The organism is Halanaerobium sp. DL-01 (genome assembly GCF_003338615.1).
Lineage (GTDB): Bacteria > Bacillota > Halanaerobiia > Halanaerobiales > Halanaerobiaceae > QPJE01.
Window position 1 is genome coordinate 181778 of the sequence record NZ_QPJN01000001.1, and the last position, 17368, is coordinate 199145.

Annotated in this window: 16 protein-coding genes; all 16 read right to left on the bottom strand. The window is 32.8% G+C overall.

Annotation, left to right across the window (positions count from 1 at the left end):
- Window positions 1–5: 5 nt before the first annotated feature.
- The 16 genes from rimP to codY all read right to left on the bottom strand — a co-directional run bounded on the left by rimP (window position 6) and on the right by codY (window position 17359).
- Window positions 6–476, bottom strand: coding sequence for a ribosome maturation factor RimP (gene rimP / locus DER71_RS00880; protein ID WP_114456998.1), 471 nt, complete (start codon window positions 474–476; stop codon window positions 6–8).
- Between the two features lie 227 nt (window positions 477–703).
- The gene (locus DER71_RS00885) at window positions 704–1519 is read right to left on the bottom strand and encodes a ZIP family metal transporter (RefSeq protein WP_114456999.1); all 816 of its coding nucleotides are present in this window, start codon (window positions 1517–1519) and stop codon (window positions 704–706) included.
- Window positions 1520–1723: 204 nt separating this feature from the next.
- Window positions 1724–5953 carry a PolC-type DNA polymerase III gene (locus DER71_RS00890; protein WP_114457000.1) on the bottom strand — a complete coding sequence of 1410 codons (4230 nt, stop codon included), beginning with the start codon at window positions 5951–5953 and terminating at the stop codon, window positions 1724–1726.
- Between the two features lie 24 nt (window positions 5954–5977).
- Window positions 5978–6613 carry a glycosyltransferase family 2 protein gene (locus DER71_RS00895; RefSeq protein WP_114457001.1) on the bottom strand — a complete coding sequence of 212 codons (636 nt, stop codon included), beginning with the start codon at window positions 6611–6613 and terminating at the stop codon, window positions 5978–5980.
- Between the two features lie 474 nt (window positions 6614–7087).
- A complete protein-coding gene (gene ispG / locus DER71_RS00900; RefSeq protein WP_114457002.1) occupies window positions 7088–8140 on the bottom strand; it encodes a flavodoxin-dependent (E)-4-hydroxy-3-methylbut-2-enyl-diphosphate synthase in 1053 nt (350 codons plus the stop codon).
- Between the two features lie 27 nt (window positions 8141–8167).
- A complete protein-coding gene (gene rseP / locus DER71_RS00905; protein WP_114457003.1) occupies window positions 8168–9244 on the bottom strand; it encodes an RIP metalloprotease RseP in 1077 nt (358 codons plus the stop codon).
- Window positions 9235–10380 carry a 1-deoxy-D-xylulose-5-phosphate reductoisomerase gene (locus DER71_RS00910; RefSeq protein ID WP_114457004.1) on the bottom strand — a complete coding sequence of 382 codons (1146 nt, stop codon included), beginning with the start codon at window positions 10378–10380 and terminating at the stop codon, window positions 9235–9237. The genes rseP and DER71_RS00910 overlap by 10 nt, the downstream gene beginning before the upstream one ends.
- A 4-nt stretch (window positions 10381–10384) precedes the next feature.
- Window positions 10385–11446, bottom strand: a complete 1062-nt coding sequence (gene ytvI, locus DER71_RS00915) for a sporulation integral membrane protein YtvI (RefSeq protein WP_114457005.1) — start codon at window positions 11444–11446, stop codon at window positions 10385–10387.
- A 3-nt stretch (window positions 11447–11449) separates the two neighbouring features.
- The gene (locus DER71_RS00920) at window positions 11450–12262 is read right to left on the bottom strand and encodes a phosphatidate cytidylyltransferase (RefSeq protein ID WP_114457006.1); all 813 of its coding nucleotides are present in this window, start codon (window positions 12260–12262) and stop codon (window positions 11450–11452) included.
- Window positions 12262–12978: an isoprenyl transferase gene (locus tag DER71_RS00925; RefSeq protein WP_114457007.1), complete on the bottom strand. Its 717-nt coding sequence runs from the start codon at window positions 12976–12978 to the stop codon at window positions 12262–12264. The genes DER71_RS00920 and DER71_RS00925 overlap by 1 nt, the downstream gene beginning before the upstream one ends.
- A gap of 81 nt (window positions 12979–13059) precedes the next feature.
- On the bottom strand, window positions 13060–13254 hold the full coding sequence (locus DER71_RS00930) for a hypothetical protein (RefSeq protein WP_114457008.1): 195 nt from the start codon (window positions 13252–13254) through the stop codon (window positions 13060–13062).
- A gap of 1 nt (window position 13255) precedes the next feature.
- Window positions 13256–13813: a ribosome recycling factor gene (frr, locus tag DER71_RS00935; protein WP_114457009.1), complete on the bottom strand. Its 558-nt coding sequence runs from the start codon at window positions 13811–13813 to the stop codon at window positions 13256–13258.
- Between the two features lie 23 nt (window positions 13814–13836).
- Window positions 13837–14556, bottom strand: coding sequence for a UMP kinase (gene pyrH / locus DER71_RS00940; protein WP_114457010.1), 720 nt, complete (start codon window positions 14554–14556; stop codon window positions 13837–13839).
- Between the two features lie 114 nt (window positions 14557–14670).
- Complete coding sequence (gene tsf, locus DER71_RS00945) at window positions 14671–15573, bottom strand: translation elongation factor Ts (protein ID WP_114457011.1); 903 nt, start codon at window positions 15571–15573, stop codon at window positions 14671–14673.
- 74 nt (window positions 15574–15647) lie between these two features.
- Window positions 15648–16382 carry a 30S ribosomal protein S2 gene (gene rpsB, locus DER71_RS00950; protein WP_114457012.1) on the bottom strand — a complete coding sequence of 245 codons (735 nt, stop codon included), beginning with the start codon at window positions 16380–16382 and terminating at the stop codon, window positions 15648–15650.
- Window positions 16383–16576: 194 nt separating this feature from the next.
- Window positions 16577–17359 (bottom strand): GTP-sensing pleiotropic transcriptional regulator CodY, encoded by a 783-nt coding sequence (codY, locus tag DER71_RS00955; RefSeq protein ID WP_114457013.1) that lies wholly within the window; start codon window positions 17357–17359, stop codon window positions 16577–16579.
- Window positions 17360–17368: the final 9 nt, after the last annotated feature.

Genomic DNA, 17368 nt, shown 5'->3' on the forward strand with positions numbered 1-17368 from the left:
TTTATTTAAATTTCAACAGTCAAATTTGCTTTTGCAATCAGTGAATAATCTATATCTAATGTTTTACCATTTTTTAATTTTAGCTGTATTTTTTCGTCATCTGATTTCTTAAGTATACCTGTAAATTCTTTTTTGCTGTTAATATTTTTATATGTTTTAACATAGATATATTCTCCATTAAATCTCTCATAATCTTTTTTATTTTTAAGTGGTCTCTCCAATCCTGGAGAAGAAACTTCCAGTATATAACTATCTGGAATTGGATCTTCCTCATCTAGAATATTTCCCAGGGCCCTGCTTACTTTTTCACACTGTTCTATAGTTAGATCTCCATCACTGTTTTCGAGAAAAACTCTCAAAATCCAGCTGTTTCCTTCTTTTAAATATTCAACATCAATAAGGTCTAATTTTTCACTGTGAGCAATTGGGAGCACAAATTTACTAACTTTATCAGCTATTTTACCCAAAAAAATCACTCCTCTCTAAATATTAAGTTTTTATTTATATTACTGCTATAATTAAGGAGTGGGAAGCCCCACTCCTTTTTCATCATTATAAACAAATTTTCATTACTTATATAATTTTATCACAGCTTTTTTTTTCTTGCAAGTTAATAATTTTTAAAAGGAGTTTCCCCATTTTGCAACTCTAAAAATAATCTTACTCCAGATATCTTAAACTTATTAATAAAACAGTATTTAAATTAACCAAGAGAAATATCTAAAAACATCATGACTGCAAAACCCAACATTAAACCTGTCGTAGCTAAATCACTGTTGCCTTCTGAGTTAGCTTCGGGTATTAACTCTTCTCCTACTACAAAAATCATTGCACCGGCAGCAAAAGCTAAAGCATAAGGAAGTATAGGTCTAATATAATAAACTGCTGCTGCACCTAAAATTCCTGCTATAGGTTCAACAGCTCCCGAAAGCTGACCATACATAAAACTTTTCTTTGCAGAAAGGCCTTCTCTTTTTAAAGGAATAGATACAGCTGCTCCTTCAGGAAAATTCTGAAGTCCAATCCCCCCTGCCAGTACAACAGCACCAGCAATTGTAGCAGACGGAATACCCGCTGCAGCTGCCCCAAAAGCTACTCCAACCGCAAGTCCTTCTGGAAAATTATGTAAAGTAACTGCTAGAACCAACAAAACACTTCTCTGCCAGTTAGTTTTAATTCCCTCAGGTTCACTTTTAGCTAAAGCTGGATGCAGATGAGGCAAAACCATATCAACCAGACGTAAAAATATTCCTCCCATTAAAAAACCAATTACAGCAGGAATCCAACCTGCTACTCCCTGACTTTCGGAAATTTCTATTGCAGGAGCAAGTAAAGACCAAAAACTTGCTGCTATCATTATTCCAGCAGCAAACCCAAGCATGCTGTCAAGAAGTCTGCGATTAACATTTTTAAAAAAGAAAACTACTGCTGCCCCCAAAGCTGTAACAAACCAGGTAAATAATGTTGCCAGTAAAGCCTGCATTAGGGGTGATAGATCAATTAAAAAATCAATAATCATTATCTCTCCTCCAATATTCTATTGCGTTACGCCAAATCTAATAGTTTTTTAAAAAATATTAATAGTTATCATACTTGTCAGGTTAGTGTACCTGCATAAAATGCAGGAATCCCTCCTCTGGTCTTGTGAATAATAATTGAGTAAGAAATTTTAATATTCCTTTATCTAATTTTGTACAGCATAATTTAAAAATAGGTAACTATTTTAAAAGAGTGAGAGCTGATTTTTTTCGGGTAATCCATCCAGAGAACCATGTTCTCTGAGCTTTTCTATTACAGTTTTAGTAACAGAAGTTCTATTTGAAAGGTCTTCAATAGAAGTGAAATCTGATTTTAACCTTTCTTCCACAATACTTTCGGCAGCACTACGCCCAAGACCCTGCAGACTGATTAGAGGTGGAAGTAGTTTATTATCTATTTTTTTAAATTTAGATGCATCTGATTTATAAATATCAACAGACATAAACTCTATTCCCCTCAGCATAGCTTCTAACACAATTTTTAGTACTGTAAGAGTTCCACTTTCTTTGGCAGTCATATCATTTCCCTTGTCTTTCAAATCTCTAATAGTTTTTTCAACTTTTTGGCGCCCATTACAGGCGAGCTGTGCATCAAAATCATCAGCTTTAGTGCTGAAATAAGTAGTATAAAATGCTGCTGGATAATGTACTTTAAAATATGCAATTCTAAATGCCATTGTGACATAAGCAGCTGCATGTGCTTTAGGAAACATATATTTTATTTTTTTGCAGGAATCAATATACCAGCTGGGAATGTTATTATTTTTCATTATACTTTCTTCTTCTTTGGTCAGTCCTTTTCCCTTTCGAACATGTTCCATAATCCAGAAAGAATCCTGGGGATCAACACCTTTCTGAAGTAAATAGTTCATAATATCATCACGCACAGATATTACCTCTGAAAGTTTAGCTTTTCCTGATTTTATTAAATTTTGAGCATTATTTAACCATACATCTGTACCGTGAGAAAGTCCACTTATTCTAACCAGTTCTGCAAAAGTGGTCGGCCTTGTATCTTCAAGCATCTGTCTTACAAATCCTGTACCAAATTCAGGTATACCAAGAGTACCAACTTCTGTTTTTAAGATATCTGAATTAAGATTGAGAGCTTTCTGATTAGAAAAAATGCTCATAGTTTTTTTATCATCAAGTGGAATAGATTTGGGGTCTATACCAGTTAAATCCTGCAGCATTCTAATTGATGTAGGATCATCATGTCCAAGTAGATCTAGTTTTAAAATTCTGCCGCTGATTGAATGATAATCAAAATGAGTTGTCCTGACATCTATTGACTGGTCATTGGCAGGATGCTGAATGGGAGAAAAATCAAATATATCTTTAGATTTTGGTACAATCATTAGTCCGCCCGGATGCTGTCCGGTCGTTTTTCGCACTCCCGTACATCCATCTACCAATCGATTAATTTCAGTCTGATTAACTTCTATTCCCCTATCATCTAAATAATTTTTAACAAAACCAAAAGCTGTTCTTTCAGCAATTGTAGATATTGTACCTGCTCTAAAAACATAATCACGGCCAAAAAACTCTTCTGTATAATGATGTATTTCACTTTGATATTCACCGGAAAAATTGAGGTCAATATCAGGAACTTTATCACCTTTAAAACCCATAAAAACCTCAAAAGGAATGTCAAAACCGTCTTTTTCATATTGAGAGCCACATTCCGGACATGTTTTTGGAGGCAGATCTACACCTGTACCTATTGATCCATCTTCAATAAATTCATTTTTAAAACATTTAGGGCATCTATAGTGTGGTGGCAGAGGATTTACTTCAGTAATTTCACACATAGTGGCAACAAATGAAGAGCCAACTGAACCTCTGGAACCAACTAAATATCCATCTTCAAGTGATTTTTTAACAAGTTTATGTGATATTAGATATATCACAGCAAACCCATTATCTATTATAGATTTCAGCTCTTTTTCCAGCCTGCTGACAACAAGTTGGGGCAAATTTTCTCCATAAAGTTTGCGGGCCTTTCTGTAAGACATTTTTCTTATCTCCTCTTCTGCACCTTTTATTTCTGGAGTGAACAGCCCATCCGGAATAGGCTGCAAATTATCAATCTGTGCAGATATTTTCTGAGTATTAGTAATAACAACTTCTTCAGCAGCCTCTTTCCCAAGATAGGAAAATTCATCCAGCATTTCTTCTGTTGTTCTATAGTATAATGGTGGCTGCTGATCAGCATCAGGAAATTTTTGTCCTACCTGCAGAATTTTTCTAAATATACTGTCGTGTGGATCAAGAAAATGAACATCAGAAGTTGCTGCAACAGGTTTATCCAATTTTTTGCCAAGGTTATATATTTTTTTATTTATATTTTTCAGATCCTGACTAGAATTAACTTTATCAGGAATTAAAAATTCATTATTTCCTAAAGGCTGTATTTCAAAAAAATCATAGAGAGTAGATATTTTTTCTATTTCATTGATAGGTCTGTTATTAACAAGTGCTTTAAATAGCTGACCTGATTCGCAGGCAGATCCCACCAAAAGTCCTTCCCGATACTGAAGAAGCTTGCTTTTTAAAATTCTTGGTTTTTTATAAAAATTATTTAGATGTGAAATAGAAACCAGTTTATATAAATTTTTAAGTCCTTTTTTATTTTTAGCAAGTAAAACTGTATGAAACGGTCTTAAGTCTTTCCAATCTATTTTGCTGATATAATTATTTATATCCATTAAACTATCATTTTTATCTTCTTTTAAAAGCTTCAGCAGATTGGCCAGTATTTCTGCTGTAGCCAGTGCATCATCAAGAGCACGGTGATGATTTTTTAAGTCAACAGCAAAATAGTCTGAAAGAGTATTTAATTTGTAATTTTTAATATCTTTAACCAGTGCTCGCGAAAGTGATAAAGTATCTAAAACAGTAAACTCATCTTTTTTAATATTCAAATTCTGCAGTGCAGATCTTATAAAACCATAATCAAAATCAGCATTATGGGCTACCAGAACAGAATTATCCGCAAATTCAAGAAATTTATTAACCGCTTCTTTTAAAGAGGGTGCGGCTTTAAGCATCTCTTCTTTAATACCTGTAATTTCAGTTATTTTGGATGGTATTTTATTTTTGGCGTTTACAAATGTATTAAATTTGTCTATAATTTCACCATTTTTAAATTTCACTGCCCCAATTTCAATTATTTCATGCTGAGAAGGATTAAGACCAGTTGTTTCTAAATCAAAAACTATAAATTCCACTTCATCAATTTTTTCAGGGAAAGGTTTGGTAATTATTGGTTCACCATCATCAACTAAATATGCCTCTAAACCATAGATGATTTTAACACCATATTTTTTACCGGCTTTATAGGCATCTGGAAAAGATTGAACCACACCATGATCAGTTACAGCAACAGCATTATGACCCCAATCTGCTGCTCTTTTAACAGCATCATTAATATTAAGTACTGAATCCATAGCACTCATCTGTGTATGGAGATGTAATTCAACTCTTTTTTTTGGATTATTATCCTGTCTAGTTTTTTTATTTATTTTCATCATATCATTAAAGAGAATATTCCAGTCTCTGCTGTATGGATCAAAAGTAACTTTCCCTCTAAGTTTTATCCAGTCACCTTTATTGAGTGATTCAATTTTTTCAATTTCATCATCAGAAAAAACTTTGGCAGAGATAGAGCTTTTGTAATCTGTGATCTGTAATATGTAGAGCAGTTTGCCTTTGCGTGTTTCCTTTTTTTCAACTGAAAAGACTGAAGCTTCTACCACAGCAGATGATATTTCTCTATTGAGCTGATCCAGTGTGTGAGTAGTTTTTTGCTTTATCTTACGGCCGCATATTATATTGGTTTTATTTCTATTTTGTTTATTTTTCTTTTTGTAAGATTTTTTATTGTTGATTTCAGCACTAACACTGCTGCTGTCATCAGTATTATTTTTGTTCATTTCTTCGACAATAAGAGTTTTTTCTTTAATGTCGTCCAGAAAATCGCCATTATGAACAGTAACTTTTTTTATCTGTGGAAGATATTTATTTATGTTTTTTTCCAAGAAAACAATTACTTTTTTCTGAGCGAGAGCTTTTTTTGCTACTTCTGTTTCCATTTTTAGCATCAATTGATTATCTTCCACAAAAATATGGGCTCTTTTAAGCCAGTTAGTAGTAAAACAAAATTCATCTTTAAAATTCCGAATTATATGTGGCCATATCAGTGTTATTTCTTCTTTAAGGCTTAAATTATCTATCACTTCTATTTGATATTTTCTGGTTAAAAAATCTAGTTTTTTTTCTATCAAACTTTTAATTTCTTCTGAAGATACTTTTTTTGTTGATAAAAGCATAATTTTACTATTTTTTTCATCACATAAAATATATTTAAAAGGAGTATTGTTATTGTCTATATTGCAGCATACTGCCTTGTTCATTAAAATACCTCCTAAATTCATAACTCAATTAAATAAATTAAGAAAAAAAGTTCTTATTATATCTAAATACATTTTTAATCTTTTTACAAATCCCTTTAAAAAGCCGAATTTCTTTTCTTTTTTTACATGGCTTACATTATTTAGTTTAACCTGAAAAGATCTACCGTAGTTCTTTACATATTTATTTAAAGCTAATTCAATTCCAAATCCTGATTCTTCTAAATTTTCAATCTGATAAAAGATATGTTTTTTTACTGCTCTTTGCCCAGATAAAGTAGGTGTAATCTGCTGTGCAATTTCTGCAATACTGCTGCTGTTTTCTAAAATACCCACACACATATCTAAATCATCATTTAACATAGGTTCTACCAGTTGATCAATATGTTCTTTTTTTAAGCCGATCAGATCAGCATCCAGCAGAACAACAATTTCACAACTTAAGTGTTTAATTCCTTCCATTACAGCAGCTGCTTTACCTCTATTTTCCTGAAGGGTAATAACTTTTACTCCAAAAGAGGATGCTATTTCGGCAGTTTTATCTTTTGAGCCATCATTTACTACTACAATTTCTTTGAGATAATCAACTTTAATTAATGTAGTTAAAACACCAGATATTTGTTTTTCTTCATTGTAGGCGGGTATTAACGCTGAAATGTCCACAAAAATCACACCTTATACCTAATTATAATTGTCAATTTTGTTATATAATTCTTTAATTTCTTTTAATAATTGTCCAGATTTATCACACAATCTTTATAAGGAGTTTCCCCAAAATTTATTTTCAAGCTGCAAAAAGGGGGCTTTAGTCATCAACGAAATTTTTAGATTTATCTAAAACTCAATTCGGATGTGAAATAGGGCACACTAATCAATGAGTCCTCCTGACTCATGATTAGCTCACTCCATCCTGCAGTTCAACCCTATTTCTTCCTTCATTTCGTTAAGATTCATTGACTAAAAATTTCAATATTCCTGCATCTCCCCTTTTTGCAGCAGTATATAAAAAATGGGGAAAGTCTATAATCTTTATTACTTGACCTTAATTTTGCTTCAATTATTTCTGCTTCAGAAGGCTCTTCTTTTAGGGTTGGTAGATATAATTTTAACATTCGCATATAAACCGTTTTAATTCAGTTAAATATTTTCAATTTCTTTTAAAAGCTCTTCTGAAAGTTTTTCTTCTGGAACTTTCTTTATAACTTTTCCTTTTTTAAAGATAAGTCCCTCCTGTTTCCCTCCCGCTATACCTATATCTGCTTCCTTTGCTTCTCCAGGACCATTGACTGCACATCCCATTACTGCTATTGTTATATTTTTATCAATATGAGAAGTCAATTTTTCCACCCGTTCAGCCAGAGGAATTAAATCAATTTCTGTTCTTCCACAGCTTGGACAGGATACAATCTCCACTCCTTTTTCCCGCAGCTTGAGAGATTTTAATATTTGCCAGCCAACACGAACTTCTTCTTCTGGTTCAGCAGTCAGCGAAACACGGATAGTGTCACCCAATCCACAGCTCAGCAGTGATCCTATACCTATAGAAGATTTAATAGTACCCCCCCAGGAAGTACCAGCTTCAGTAATACCAATATGGAAGGGGTAATCTACCTTTTCAGCCATAAGAGAATAGGCCTCTATTGTTGTAAAAATATCGGTTGATTTAAGTGATATAACAATATCAAAAAAATTATTATCTTCCAGAATACGGATATTCTGCAGAGCACTTTCTACCATAGCCTCTGCTGTAGGACCACCATATTTTTCCAAAATTGATTTTTCTATTGAACCAGAATTACTGCCAACCCTTATCGGTATTTTAGCTTTTTGACAAGCTTCTGCCACTTTTTTTATATTTCTTTCTTTCCCAATATTTCCTGGATTTATACGCAGTGCATCTACACCTGAATTAACTGATTCAAGTGCAAGTTTATAGTCAAAATGAATATCAGCCACGATAGGAATATTAATTTCTTTTTTTAGCTCTTTTATAGCTCGTGCACTTTCTATATCAGGTACTGCTGTTCTAATTATTTCACAGCCTAAATTTTCTAATATTTTTATCTGTTCAGCAGTTGATTTAATATCAGAAGTTTTAGTATTTGTCATTGACTGAACAGATATAGGGGCATCACCACCTACCGGAACATCCCCAAAATAAACTTTTTTGGTTTTTCTTCTCCTATACATCGATTAACACCTCTTCTGACTTTCTTACTAAAATAAACTCCTCATAATATCTTTATAAATAATAAATATCATAAACATAATTAAAATTGCAAAACCTATTAAATGTACAAAATTCTCTTTTTTGGCATCAACAGCTTTTCCTCTTAACATTTCAATTATTATAAATAATATTCTACCTCCATCAAGTGCAGGAAAAGGAAGCAAATTAATTATGCCGAGATTAATACTTATTATGGCTGTCCAGTTTAAAACATTTAATATTCCAACACGAGCCGCTTGACCGACTATCGATGCAATCATGATTGGCCCACCAATGTCTGATGCAGAAGGCTCTGAAACCATCTGAATAAAACCAATAATAGTAAACTGTATTATTCTAAAAGTTTGCAAAATACCAAGTTTTATTGATTCGAAAAATGATATTTTTTCTCTGATTAGCTGTGGATATATTCCGATTATCCCTCCATTAGAATCTTTGCTGTATTCAGGTATTAAAGTTACCTGCTTAATTTTTCCGTTTCTTTCAAATTCAATTTTTATTACTTTAGAAGGATTTTCTCTAATTAATGATGCCATTTCCTCCCAGCTTTTTACCTGTATTCCATTTATAGATATTATTTTATCATTTGGCTGCAGACCTGCTTCAGCAGCTGGTTTTTCTGGAATAATTTCTCCCAGTACAGCTTCATTTGAGCTTGATACAGGAATACCGAAAACAGAAAAAATTAAGATAAATATAAAGCCGGCCAGCAGAAAGTTCATTACAGGGCCCATAAATATTACAGCAAAACGCTTAAAAGCTGATTTTTGATGAAACAGCCTGCCATTTTCTTCTGCTTTTTTGTAAGTTGTTCGTTCCTTTTCTTCCATATCTTCATCATCAGCAGGAAACTCACCAGCCATATTGCAAAATCCACCCAGGGGGATGCTCCTTATGGAATAAACTGTTTCTCCAACTTTTTTAGAAATTAATTTTGGGCCAAAACCTAATGCAAATTCTTCTACTAGTATATCAGATTTTTTTGCTGTTATATAGTGCCCAAATTCATGAATAAAAATTAGAACTCCCAGTACAACAATAAATGTAAATATCGTTAAAACCATTTATTAATAACCTCCAGAGCTGTTTTTCTGGCCCATCTGTCAGCAGCAATAATTTCATCTAAATTTGGATTGGAAATATTTTCGTGCATATCCAGTACAGACGCAGTAACTCTATTTAAAGCTAAAAAAGGAATATTCCCCTGCAGAAAATGTTTTACAGCAACTTCATTGCTGGCATTTAGCGCAGCTGGAAAAGTTCCACCTGCTCTACCGGCAGTATATGCATAATCAAGAGCAGGAAACTTTTCTGTATCAGGTTTATAAAAATCAAGTATTCCTACTTCTTCTAGCTGCAGATCGTCAGTCATAACTTTCTGCCTGTCAGGATATGTTAAGCAGTATTGAATGGGTATTCGCATATCTGCGGCACCCATTTCTGCCATTATAGTGCCGTCAGTGAGGCGAATCATAGAGTGGACTATACTCTGTGGATGAATAAGCACTTTTATTTGATCGTAATTTACATCAAAAAGCCAGTGAACTTCTATCACTTCCAGCCCTTTGTTCATAAGTGATGCCGAATCGATTGTTATTTTATTACCCATTTCCCATGTGGGGTGATTTAATGCATCTTTTACTGAAACATCTTTTAACTGTTCCTGTGTAAAAGAAAAGAATGGCCCACCAGATGCAGTTAAAATAATCTCTTTAAGATCTTTTTGATGATTTTCCATAAGCTGGAAAATAGCATTATGTTCACTATCGACCGGCAGAAGATTAACATCATTTTGTTTCACAGCTTCAGTTAAAATATTACCACCAATAACAAGACTTTCTTTATTAGCCAGTGCAAGATCATTACCTGCCTTTACAGCAGCTATAGAGGGTTTAAGCCCAGCTGCTCCAACAACGGCATTTAAAACCAAATCTGCATTTTCAGAAGCAGCATCAATTAAAGCATTTTCACCTGCTAAAATTTTCGTTTTTACGGTTATTGTCTTTTTTAATTCTACAGCTGCTTCTTTATCGACTACAACAGCATATTCAGGTCTGTATTTTTTGATCTGTTTTTTTAACAGTTCAGTATTTTCATATACAGCAAGTATTTTAACTCTCCAGTTATCCAAATGATCTATTACTTCTAATGTCTGAGTTCCCACAGAACCGGTAGAACCCAAAATAATAATTTCTTTCATCTTTTCACTCCTTTATATCTATAAGTTCAGAGTCAATAATTGCTTTAATAAGTACTAGAAAGGATGGCCCAACAACAACTCCAATTACACCTAGAATTCTAAATCCCGAATATATAGCAGTCATAGTAGCTAAAGGGTGTAGACCAAGATTTGTTCCCATTATTTTTCCCTCTGAAGCTGATCTAATGCCGGCAATAAATGCATGTAAAATAACAAGACTTACAGCAAAAGAAATGTTCTGCATCAAAAAAGAAATAATAATCCAGGGATAAAACAGCATAGCAGGACCAATAATCGGAATAAGATCCAGAACTGCAGCAGCTACAGCAAAAATTACTGCATATTGATTTCCAAGTAAAGTCAGGCCCAAACCTGTAATAATACCGGTGATTGAAATTAATATCAGCATTGCCCTAATATACCCAATAGCAGAAATATTAAGCTGTGAAAAGACATCGGCAATTTTGGGCTGTACTTCCTGAGGAAATAACTTCACAAGAAAAGTTTTGATTTTATCTCTATCTTTACTTATAAAAAAAGTAGCAATAAAACTAATAAACAGAATCATCATCATATTTGGAAATCTGCTCAAAAAATCAAGTAAATTATTTATAAAAGATATAATGGTATTCCTTATTCCATCATAAATCATCTGAAAATTGCTGTTTATAGCATCTTTTACAGGTTCTGATATATCCAGATTTTCCAGAAAAATTTCAAACTGTTTATTCTGATTTACTATCCACTGAAATCTGGTGCCGATACTTTTATAATCAGGCAAATTTTTTAAAAGACGAGTTAATTCTAAATATATTTGAGCACCACCAATTATAAGCATAGAAATAACTAAAATAAGTACTAAAGCAAGAACTAAAATAACAATAAATCCCCTATTAATTGGAATCAAGCTATCAAAGTAATCTACCACTGGATTTATAAGACTGGATAAAACAGCAGCTATGATAAAAGGTGTAAAATAGATAAAAATATACTTAATAATAAACAGAGAAATAAATAAAAATACAAACATCAAAAAATATCTGATATACCATTTTTTTACAGCCATAAATTACACCACCAAAAGAAAATAAAGAAAATAATAAGTAGCCGGTGCCGTAAATATAAAACTATCAAATCTGTCAAGAATTCCGCCGTGACCGGGAATTATGTTTCCGGTATCTTTAACTCCTAAGTTTCGTTTTAAACATGATTCAAAAAGGTCACCAATAATTGCAGCTGCCGGCATTAAAAATGAATAAATAACCCAATAAAAAGAATTTATATTTAAAAAATAACCCACCAAAAGAATAAAAATGGCAGTAAATAATACTCCACCAATCCCACCTGCCAGAGTTTTATTAGGGCTTATTTTAGGAGCAAGCTGCTTCTTTCCAAAGTTTTTTCCTATAAAATAAGCACTTGAATCCGTAATCCAGGTTGCTATTAATACAAACCACAGTGCAAAAGTGTTCTGAAAAGGTGCAAAAGGAAAATCTCTTAAAAAAACAGCAAAAGACATTCCACCTGCAATATATATTATTCCAAAAAATTCACAGCTTAAATTTTTAAGAAAACTTTTGTCATCATAATTAAACAGCAAATCTAAATAAAGTAAAATTGCAATTACAAATAAAATAATTCCATAGGGTAAATTAAAAAAATTATTGACTGCAAAATAACTGTTAATAACCAGCAAAAATCCAGAAAAATACATAACTATCCTGCTGGATTTAATATTAAAAGGTATCATTTTACAGTATTCTTTTAGACCAATAAATACTAATACTGAAACTGTAATTGTAAAAATTAATGAACCATAAAATATAAGCAAAATTAATAGTAGTATACCAATTACAGCACTTACTACTCTTTTCTTCAGCATCATATATCACCATCATTTTTTAGACCACCAAAACGACGCTCTCTAGTTTTAAATTCTTCAACAGCAGCCTCAAGGTCTTTTTCTGAAAAATCTGGCCAGTACTGATCAGTAAAGTATAATTCTGCATAAGCAATCTGCCAGAGCAAAAAATTACTGATTCTTTTATTTCCACCAGTTCTTATTAAAAGATCAACATCCGGCAGATTAGGCACGTACAGATTATCAGCAAAAATATTTTCATCAATTTTATTAAGCATTTCTGTATTTTTAGAAAATTTATTAATAATATTTTTTGCAGCATCAATAATTTCTGCTCTTCCACCATAATTAAAAGCAATATTTAAAGTTAATTTTTTATTTTTTGCAGACTTTTGCTCAATTAATTTTATTTCTTTAATTAATTGAGCAGGAAGATCATGTTTTCTTCCCAAAAAATTAACTTTAACACCATTATCAATCAGTTCCTGCTTTTCCTCCCGCAGTGTTTTTTTTATTAACTGCATAAGAAAATTGACCTCTGTTTTTGGCCGCTTCCAATTTTCTGTAGAAAAGGCATAAACGGTCAGATAGTTGATTTCCGCTTCAGCAGTATATTTTACAATATTTTTCAGAGTTTGAACTCCTTTTTTGTGGCCTTCACGTCTGGGAATACCATTGTATTTAGCCCAGCGTCCGTTTCCATCCATAATAATTGCTATATGATTAGGATTACTCAATGAAAATCATCCCTTCACAATTAATTAATTACCCCCTCATGAGAGGGGGATACTAAAATTTGATAAAAATTATTTAAGTTATTAATAATACTGATATGACCAGATAATTAAATAATGATCTTCCCTTTTTTTTATATTTATTACTCTTTTAATCCCTTTTTCTTCCCTTTTTCTGACCTTGGTCTGCACTAATTTATATTCTATATTATTTGTTTTTAAAAAATTAATTATTTCTGATAGAGAACCGCCCAAAAAATCATCGAAATTAAATTCCATTTTAAACTTCCATGATTTCTTCTTCTTTTTTATTTGTAATAGAATCTATTTTATCTATATATTTATCGGTCAGTTCCTGAACGTTATCAAGACCTCTGTGCATGTTATCTTCAGAAATTTCCCCATCTTTTTCATATTTTTTTAACATATCATTTGCATCACGTCGTATATTTCTAATAGTTATTCTTCCCTTTTCCGCCTTTTCGTGCAGAATCTTTACCAGTTCTTTTCTTCTCTCTTCTGTCAGTTTCGGAATATTAATTCTAATAACATTTCCATCATTATTTGGGTTTAAACCGAGGTTTTCCTGCATGATTGCTTTCTCTATTGCTTCAATATTGTTTTTATCCCAGGGTTCTATTACTATTAATCTAGGTTCTGGAGCAACAATTTTTGCCATCTGCTGAATGGGAGTAGCTACACCATAATTGTTAGCTTTAATATTCTCAACTAATGAAGGGCGGGCACGGCCTGTACGAATTGTGTTTAAATCTTCTTTAGTGGCTTCTAAAGCTTTCTGCATCTTATCTTCTGTATCTTTCATAACTTTATTTAACATACTCAAATCCTCCTTAAGTAAGATTAACTGACAGATGTACCGATTTTTTCACCCAGTACTACTTTTTTAATATTACCTTCTTTTTTAACTCCAAAAACAATCAGTGGAATTTTGTTATCCATACATAGTGATACAGCAGTAAAATCCATTACCCGAAGAGATTTATTTAATAAATCAATATAGCTTAACTGCTCATGTTTTTCTGCATCTGCATTTACAGCAGGATCTGAATCATATATTCCATCAACATTTTTTGCCATTAAAATCGCATCAGCCGAAATTTCTGCAGCTCTCAAAGCAGCAGTTGTATCTGTGGAAAAAAATGGATTTCCAGTACCGGCGGCAAATATTACCACTCTGCCTTTTTCCAGATGGCGAATTGCTCTTCTTCTAATATAAGGTTCAGCAATTTGCCTCATTTCAATAGCAGACTGGACACGAGTTTCAATACCAAACTTTTCTATTGCATCCTGTAAGGCCATAGCATTAATAACTGTTGCCAGCATGCCCATATAGTCTGCTGTACCTCTGTCCATACCGCGTGCACTTCCGGCAACTCCTCTAAAAATATTTCCACCACCAACTACAATTGCCAGTTCAACACCTGTTTCATTTACAACATCATGAATTTCTGCGGCAATTTTTTTTATCATGTCCGGATCAATTCCAAAACCATTTTTCCCGGCCAGAGCTTCTCCACTGATTTTGAGAAGAATTCTCGAATAAATCGGATTTTCTGTCATTATCTAATTAACCTCCATTAAATAATATTCTCGGAATTTTTTCAATATCCTTTAAATAAAAAGGAATATCTTAAAAAAGAGAACACTCTGTTAAAGTGCTCTCTTTTTTAATTATTATTGGCTTTTTCTGGCTTCTGCCATAACTTCAGCAGCAAAATCTTCTTCTTTTCTCTCTATACCTTCACCAATTTCAAAGCGCACAAACTCATTAACAGACATATCTTTTTCAGCTAAAACATCTGCAACACTTTTTTCGTCATCTCTTACAAATGGCTGTTCTAATAGACAGACCTGGGTATAATATTTATTCATTTTACCTTCAACGATCTTTTCTATTATATTTTCTGGTTTGCCTTCATTCAGCATCTGTTCTTTATAAATTTTCTTTTCTTTTTCAATATCACGCTGGCTTACATCTTCCCGGCTTAAGTATTCTGGCTTTAGTGCTGCAATATGCATTGCAATATCTTTTGCAGTTTGTTCTTTTTCTTCAGAAAATTCACCATCAAAATCTACCATAACACCTATTTTACCACCAAGGTGAATATAGCCGTAAAGAAAACCATCACTTTCAAATCTTTTAAATCTTCTTAGATTAATATTTTCTCCGATATTTGCAATAGCTTCCTTTATAATGTCATTAACTGTTTTATTATTATCAAGATGCCATTTTTCTTCTAATAATGTTTCTACATTATCTGACTCACTCTGCAGAATATGTTCGGAAATTTTATCTACCAAACCCTGAAATCTTTCATTTTTAGCCACAAAGTCTGTTTCACTATTAATTTCAACAATAATCCCATTTTTCCTATCTTCAGTAATTTTAAGATTTACAAGACCTTCTGCAGCAATCCTACCGGATTTTTTAGCAGCATCAGCCATTCCCTTTTCTCTCAAGTATTCAACTGCAGAATCAATATTTCCATTCTTTTTATTTAGTGCTTTTTTACAGTCTAAAACTCCAGCACCGGTGCGGGAACGCAGTTCCTTGATATCTTTCATACTTACACCCATCAAAATAACCTCCTTTTTAGTATAAAAAAAGCGCGGCAAAGCAAAAACCTTACCAGCGCTTTATATAAATCCTATTATTCATTAGATTCTACTTTATCTTCCATTTCTTCTTCATCAGCAGTTTGCTGCCCCTGTTTACCAGCAAGCACTGCATCAGAAATAACACTGGTAATTAACTTAACAGCTCTAATAGCATCATCATTACCAGGAATGACATAATCTATCAGATCTGGATCACAGTTTGTATCTAAAATAGAAACTATTGGGATATTAAGTTTCCTTGCTTCAGCAACTGCTATATCTTCCTTTCTTGCATCTGTTATAAAGATTACATCCGGAAGACCATTCATATTACGAATACCGCCAAGGAATTTTTCGAGTTTATCATGTTCTTTATTAAGTTCAATTACTTCCTTTTTGGGCAGTACTTCAAATACTCCCTCTTCTTCCATCTGTTCAAGCTCTTCTAATCTATCAATACGCTTTTTGATTGTCTGGTAGTTTGTTAACATACCACCAAGCCAGCGCTGATTTACATAAGGCATTCCACATTTTTCTGCTTCAGTTCTTATAGTTTCCTGCGCCTGACGCTTTGTACCTACAAATAAAACGGTTTTTCCTTTAGCAGCCTCTTCCTTAACAAAATTATAAGCTTTATCAATTAATTTAACGGTCTGCTGAAGGTCAATAATATAAATGCCATTTCTTTCTGTGAAAATATATTGCTCCATTTTGGGATTCCATCTTTTGGTCTGATGTCCGAAATGAACACCCGATTCTAGGAGTTGTTTCATGTTTACAACTGACATAACTCCTGCACCTCCTTTCCTGGTTTGTCCTCCGACAGTATCAACTCCAAACACAACTATATTTTTATACAGCACCAGTGTTTAGATCAACTGCCGTGTGTATTTTGCCACAAAAAAGTATACCATAGTTTTAAAGAATAATCAACAAAATTTATAAAAAATAAATGTCCTCCAAAATTGAAGGACATTTCAGCTTATGCTTTTAGCTTATCTAGTTCTTCCAGCAGATAATCATTGAGAACTTTAATATAAGTTCCCTTCATACCTAAAGAACGGGATTCAATAACTCCAGCACTTTCAAATTTTCTCAATGCATTTACTATAACTGACCTTGTTATACCAACTCTATCAGCAACCTTACTAGCAACTAAAAGTCCTTCCATACCATCTAACTCATCAAAAATATGTTCAATAGCTTCTAATTCTGAGTAAGAAAGTGTATCAATAGCAATCTGTACAGCAGCTTTTTTTCGGGCTTCTTTTTCTATTTTTTCACTTCTTGAACGTATAATTTCCATACTAACCACAGAAGCACCATATTCTGCAAGCACAAGATCATGATCGTTAAATTTATTACCATATCTGGCCAGAACAAGTGTACCCAAACGGTCACCGCCTCCAATAACAGGAACAATTGTAGTTAATTTATTTTCAAATAGGCAGTCTTCATTTTTTGCAAAAACACACTTTCCTTTTTTTTGCTCTATGTTAGACCTTGTTTCCCGAATTCTCAGCAGGCCTTTGTTATAATCTTCCGGAAATTCACCTTTATCTATTACTTCATTTTCCATAATATCACATTCAAAATCATCTAGAAGACTGTATCCTAAAATTTTTCCCTTTCTACTTGTTACATAAACATTACAGCTTATAGCTTCTTTTAAAACATATGCCATATCATTAAAATCTACAGACTTTCCTCCGGTTCTCTGCAGTAGTCGATTTATTTTTCGGCTTTTTTCTAATAAATTATCCATTTAAATTAC

Coding starts and splice junctions, on each gene's coding strand:
- DER71_RS00885 (WP_114456999.1), bottom strand. CDS start 1,519: ATGATTATTGATTTTTTAATTGATCTATCACCCCTAATGCAGGCTTTA.
- DER71_RS00890 (WP_114457000.1), bottom strand. CDS start 5,953: ATGAACAAGGCAGTATGCTGCAATATAGACAATAACAATACTCCTTTT.
- ispG (WP_114457002.1), bottom strand. CDS start 8,140: ATGTATAGGAGAAGAAAAACCAAAAAAGTTTATTTTGGGGATGTTCCG.
- rseP (WP_114457003.1), bottom strand. CDS start 9,244: ATGGTTTTAACGATATTTACATTTATTGTTGTACTGGGAGTTCTAATT.
- DER71_RS00910 (WP_114457004.1), bottom strand. CDS start 10,380: ATGAAAGAAATTATTATTTTGGGTTCTACCGGTTCTGTGGGAACTCAG.
- ytvI (WP_114457005.1), bottom strand. CDS start 11,446: ATGGCTGTAAAAAAATGGTATATCAGATATTTTTTGATGTTTGTATTT.
- DER71_RS00920 (WP_114457006.1), bottom strand. CDS start 12,262: ATGCTGAAGAAAAGAGTAGTAAGTGCTGTAATTGGTATACTACTATTA.
- DER71_RS00930 (WP_114457008.1), bottom strand. CDS start 13,254: ATGGAATTTAATTTCGATGATTTTTTGGGCGGTTCTCTATCAGAAATA.
- frr (WP_114457009.1), bottom strand. CDS start 13,813: ATGTTAAATAAAGTTATGAAAGATACAGAAGATAAGATGCAGAAAGCT.
- pyrH (WP_114457010.1), bottom strand. CDS start 14,556: ATGACAGAAAATCCGATTTATTCGAGAATTCTTCTCAAAATCAGTGGA.
- tsf (WP_114457011.1), bottom strand. CDS start 15,573: ATGGGTGTAAGTATGAAAGATATCAAGGAACTGCGTTCCCGCACCGGT.
- rpsB (WP_114457012.1), bottom strand. CDS start 16,382: ATGTCAGTTGTAAACATGAAACAACTCCTAGAATCGGGTGTTCATTTC.
- codY (WP_114457013.1), bottom strand. CDS start 17,359: ATGGATAATTTATTAGAAAAAAGCCGAAAAATAAATCGACTACTGCAG.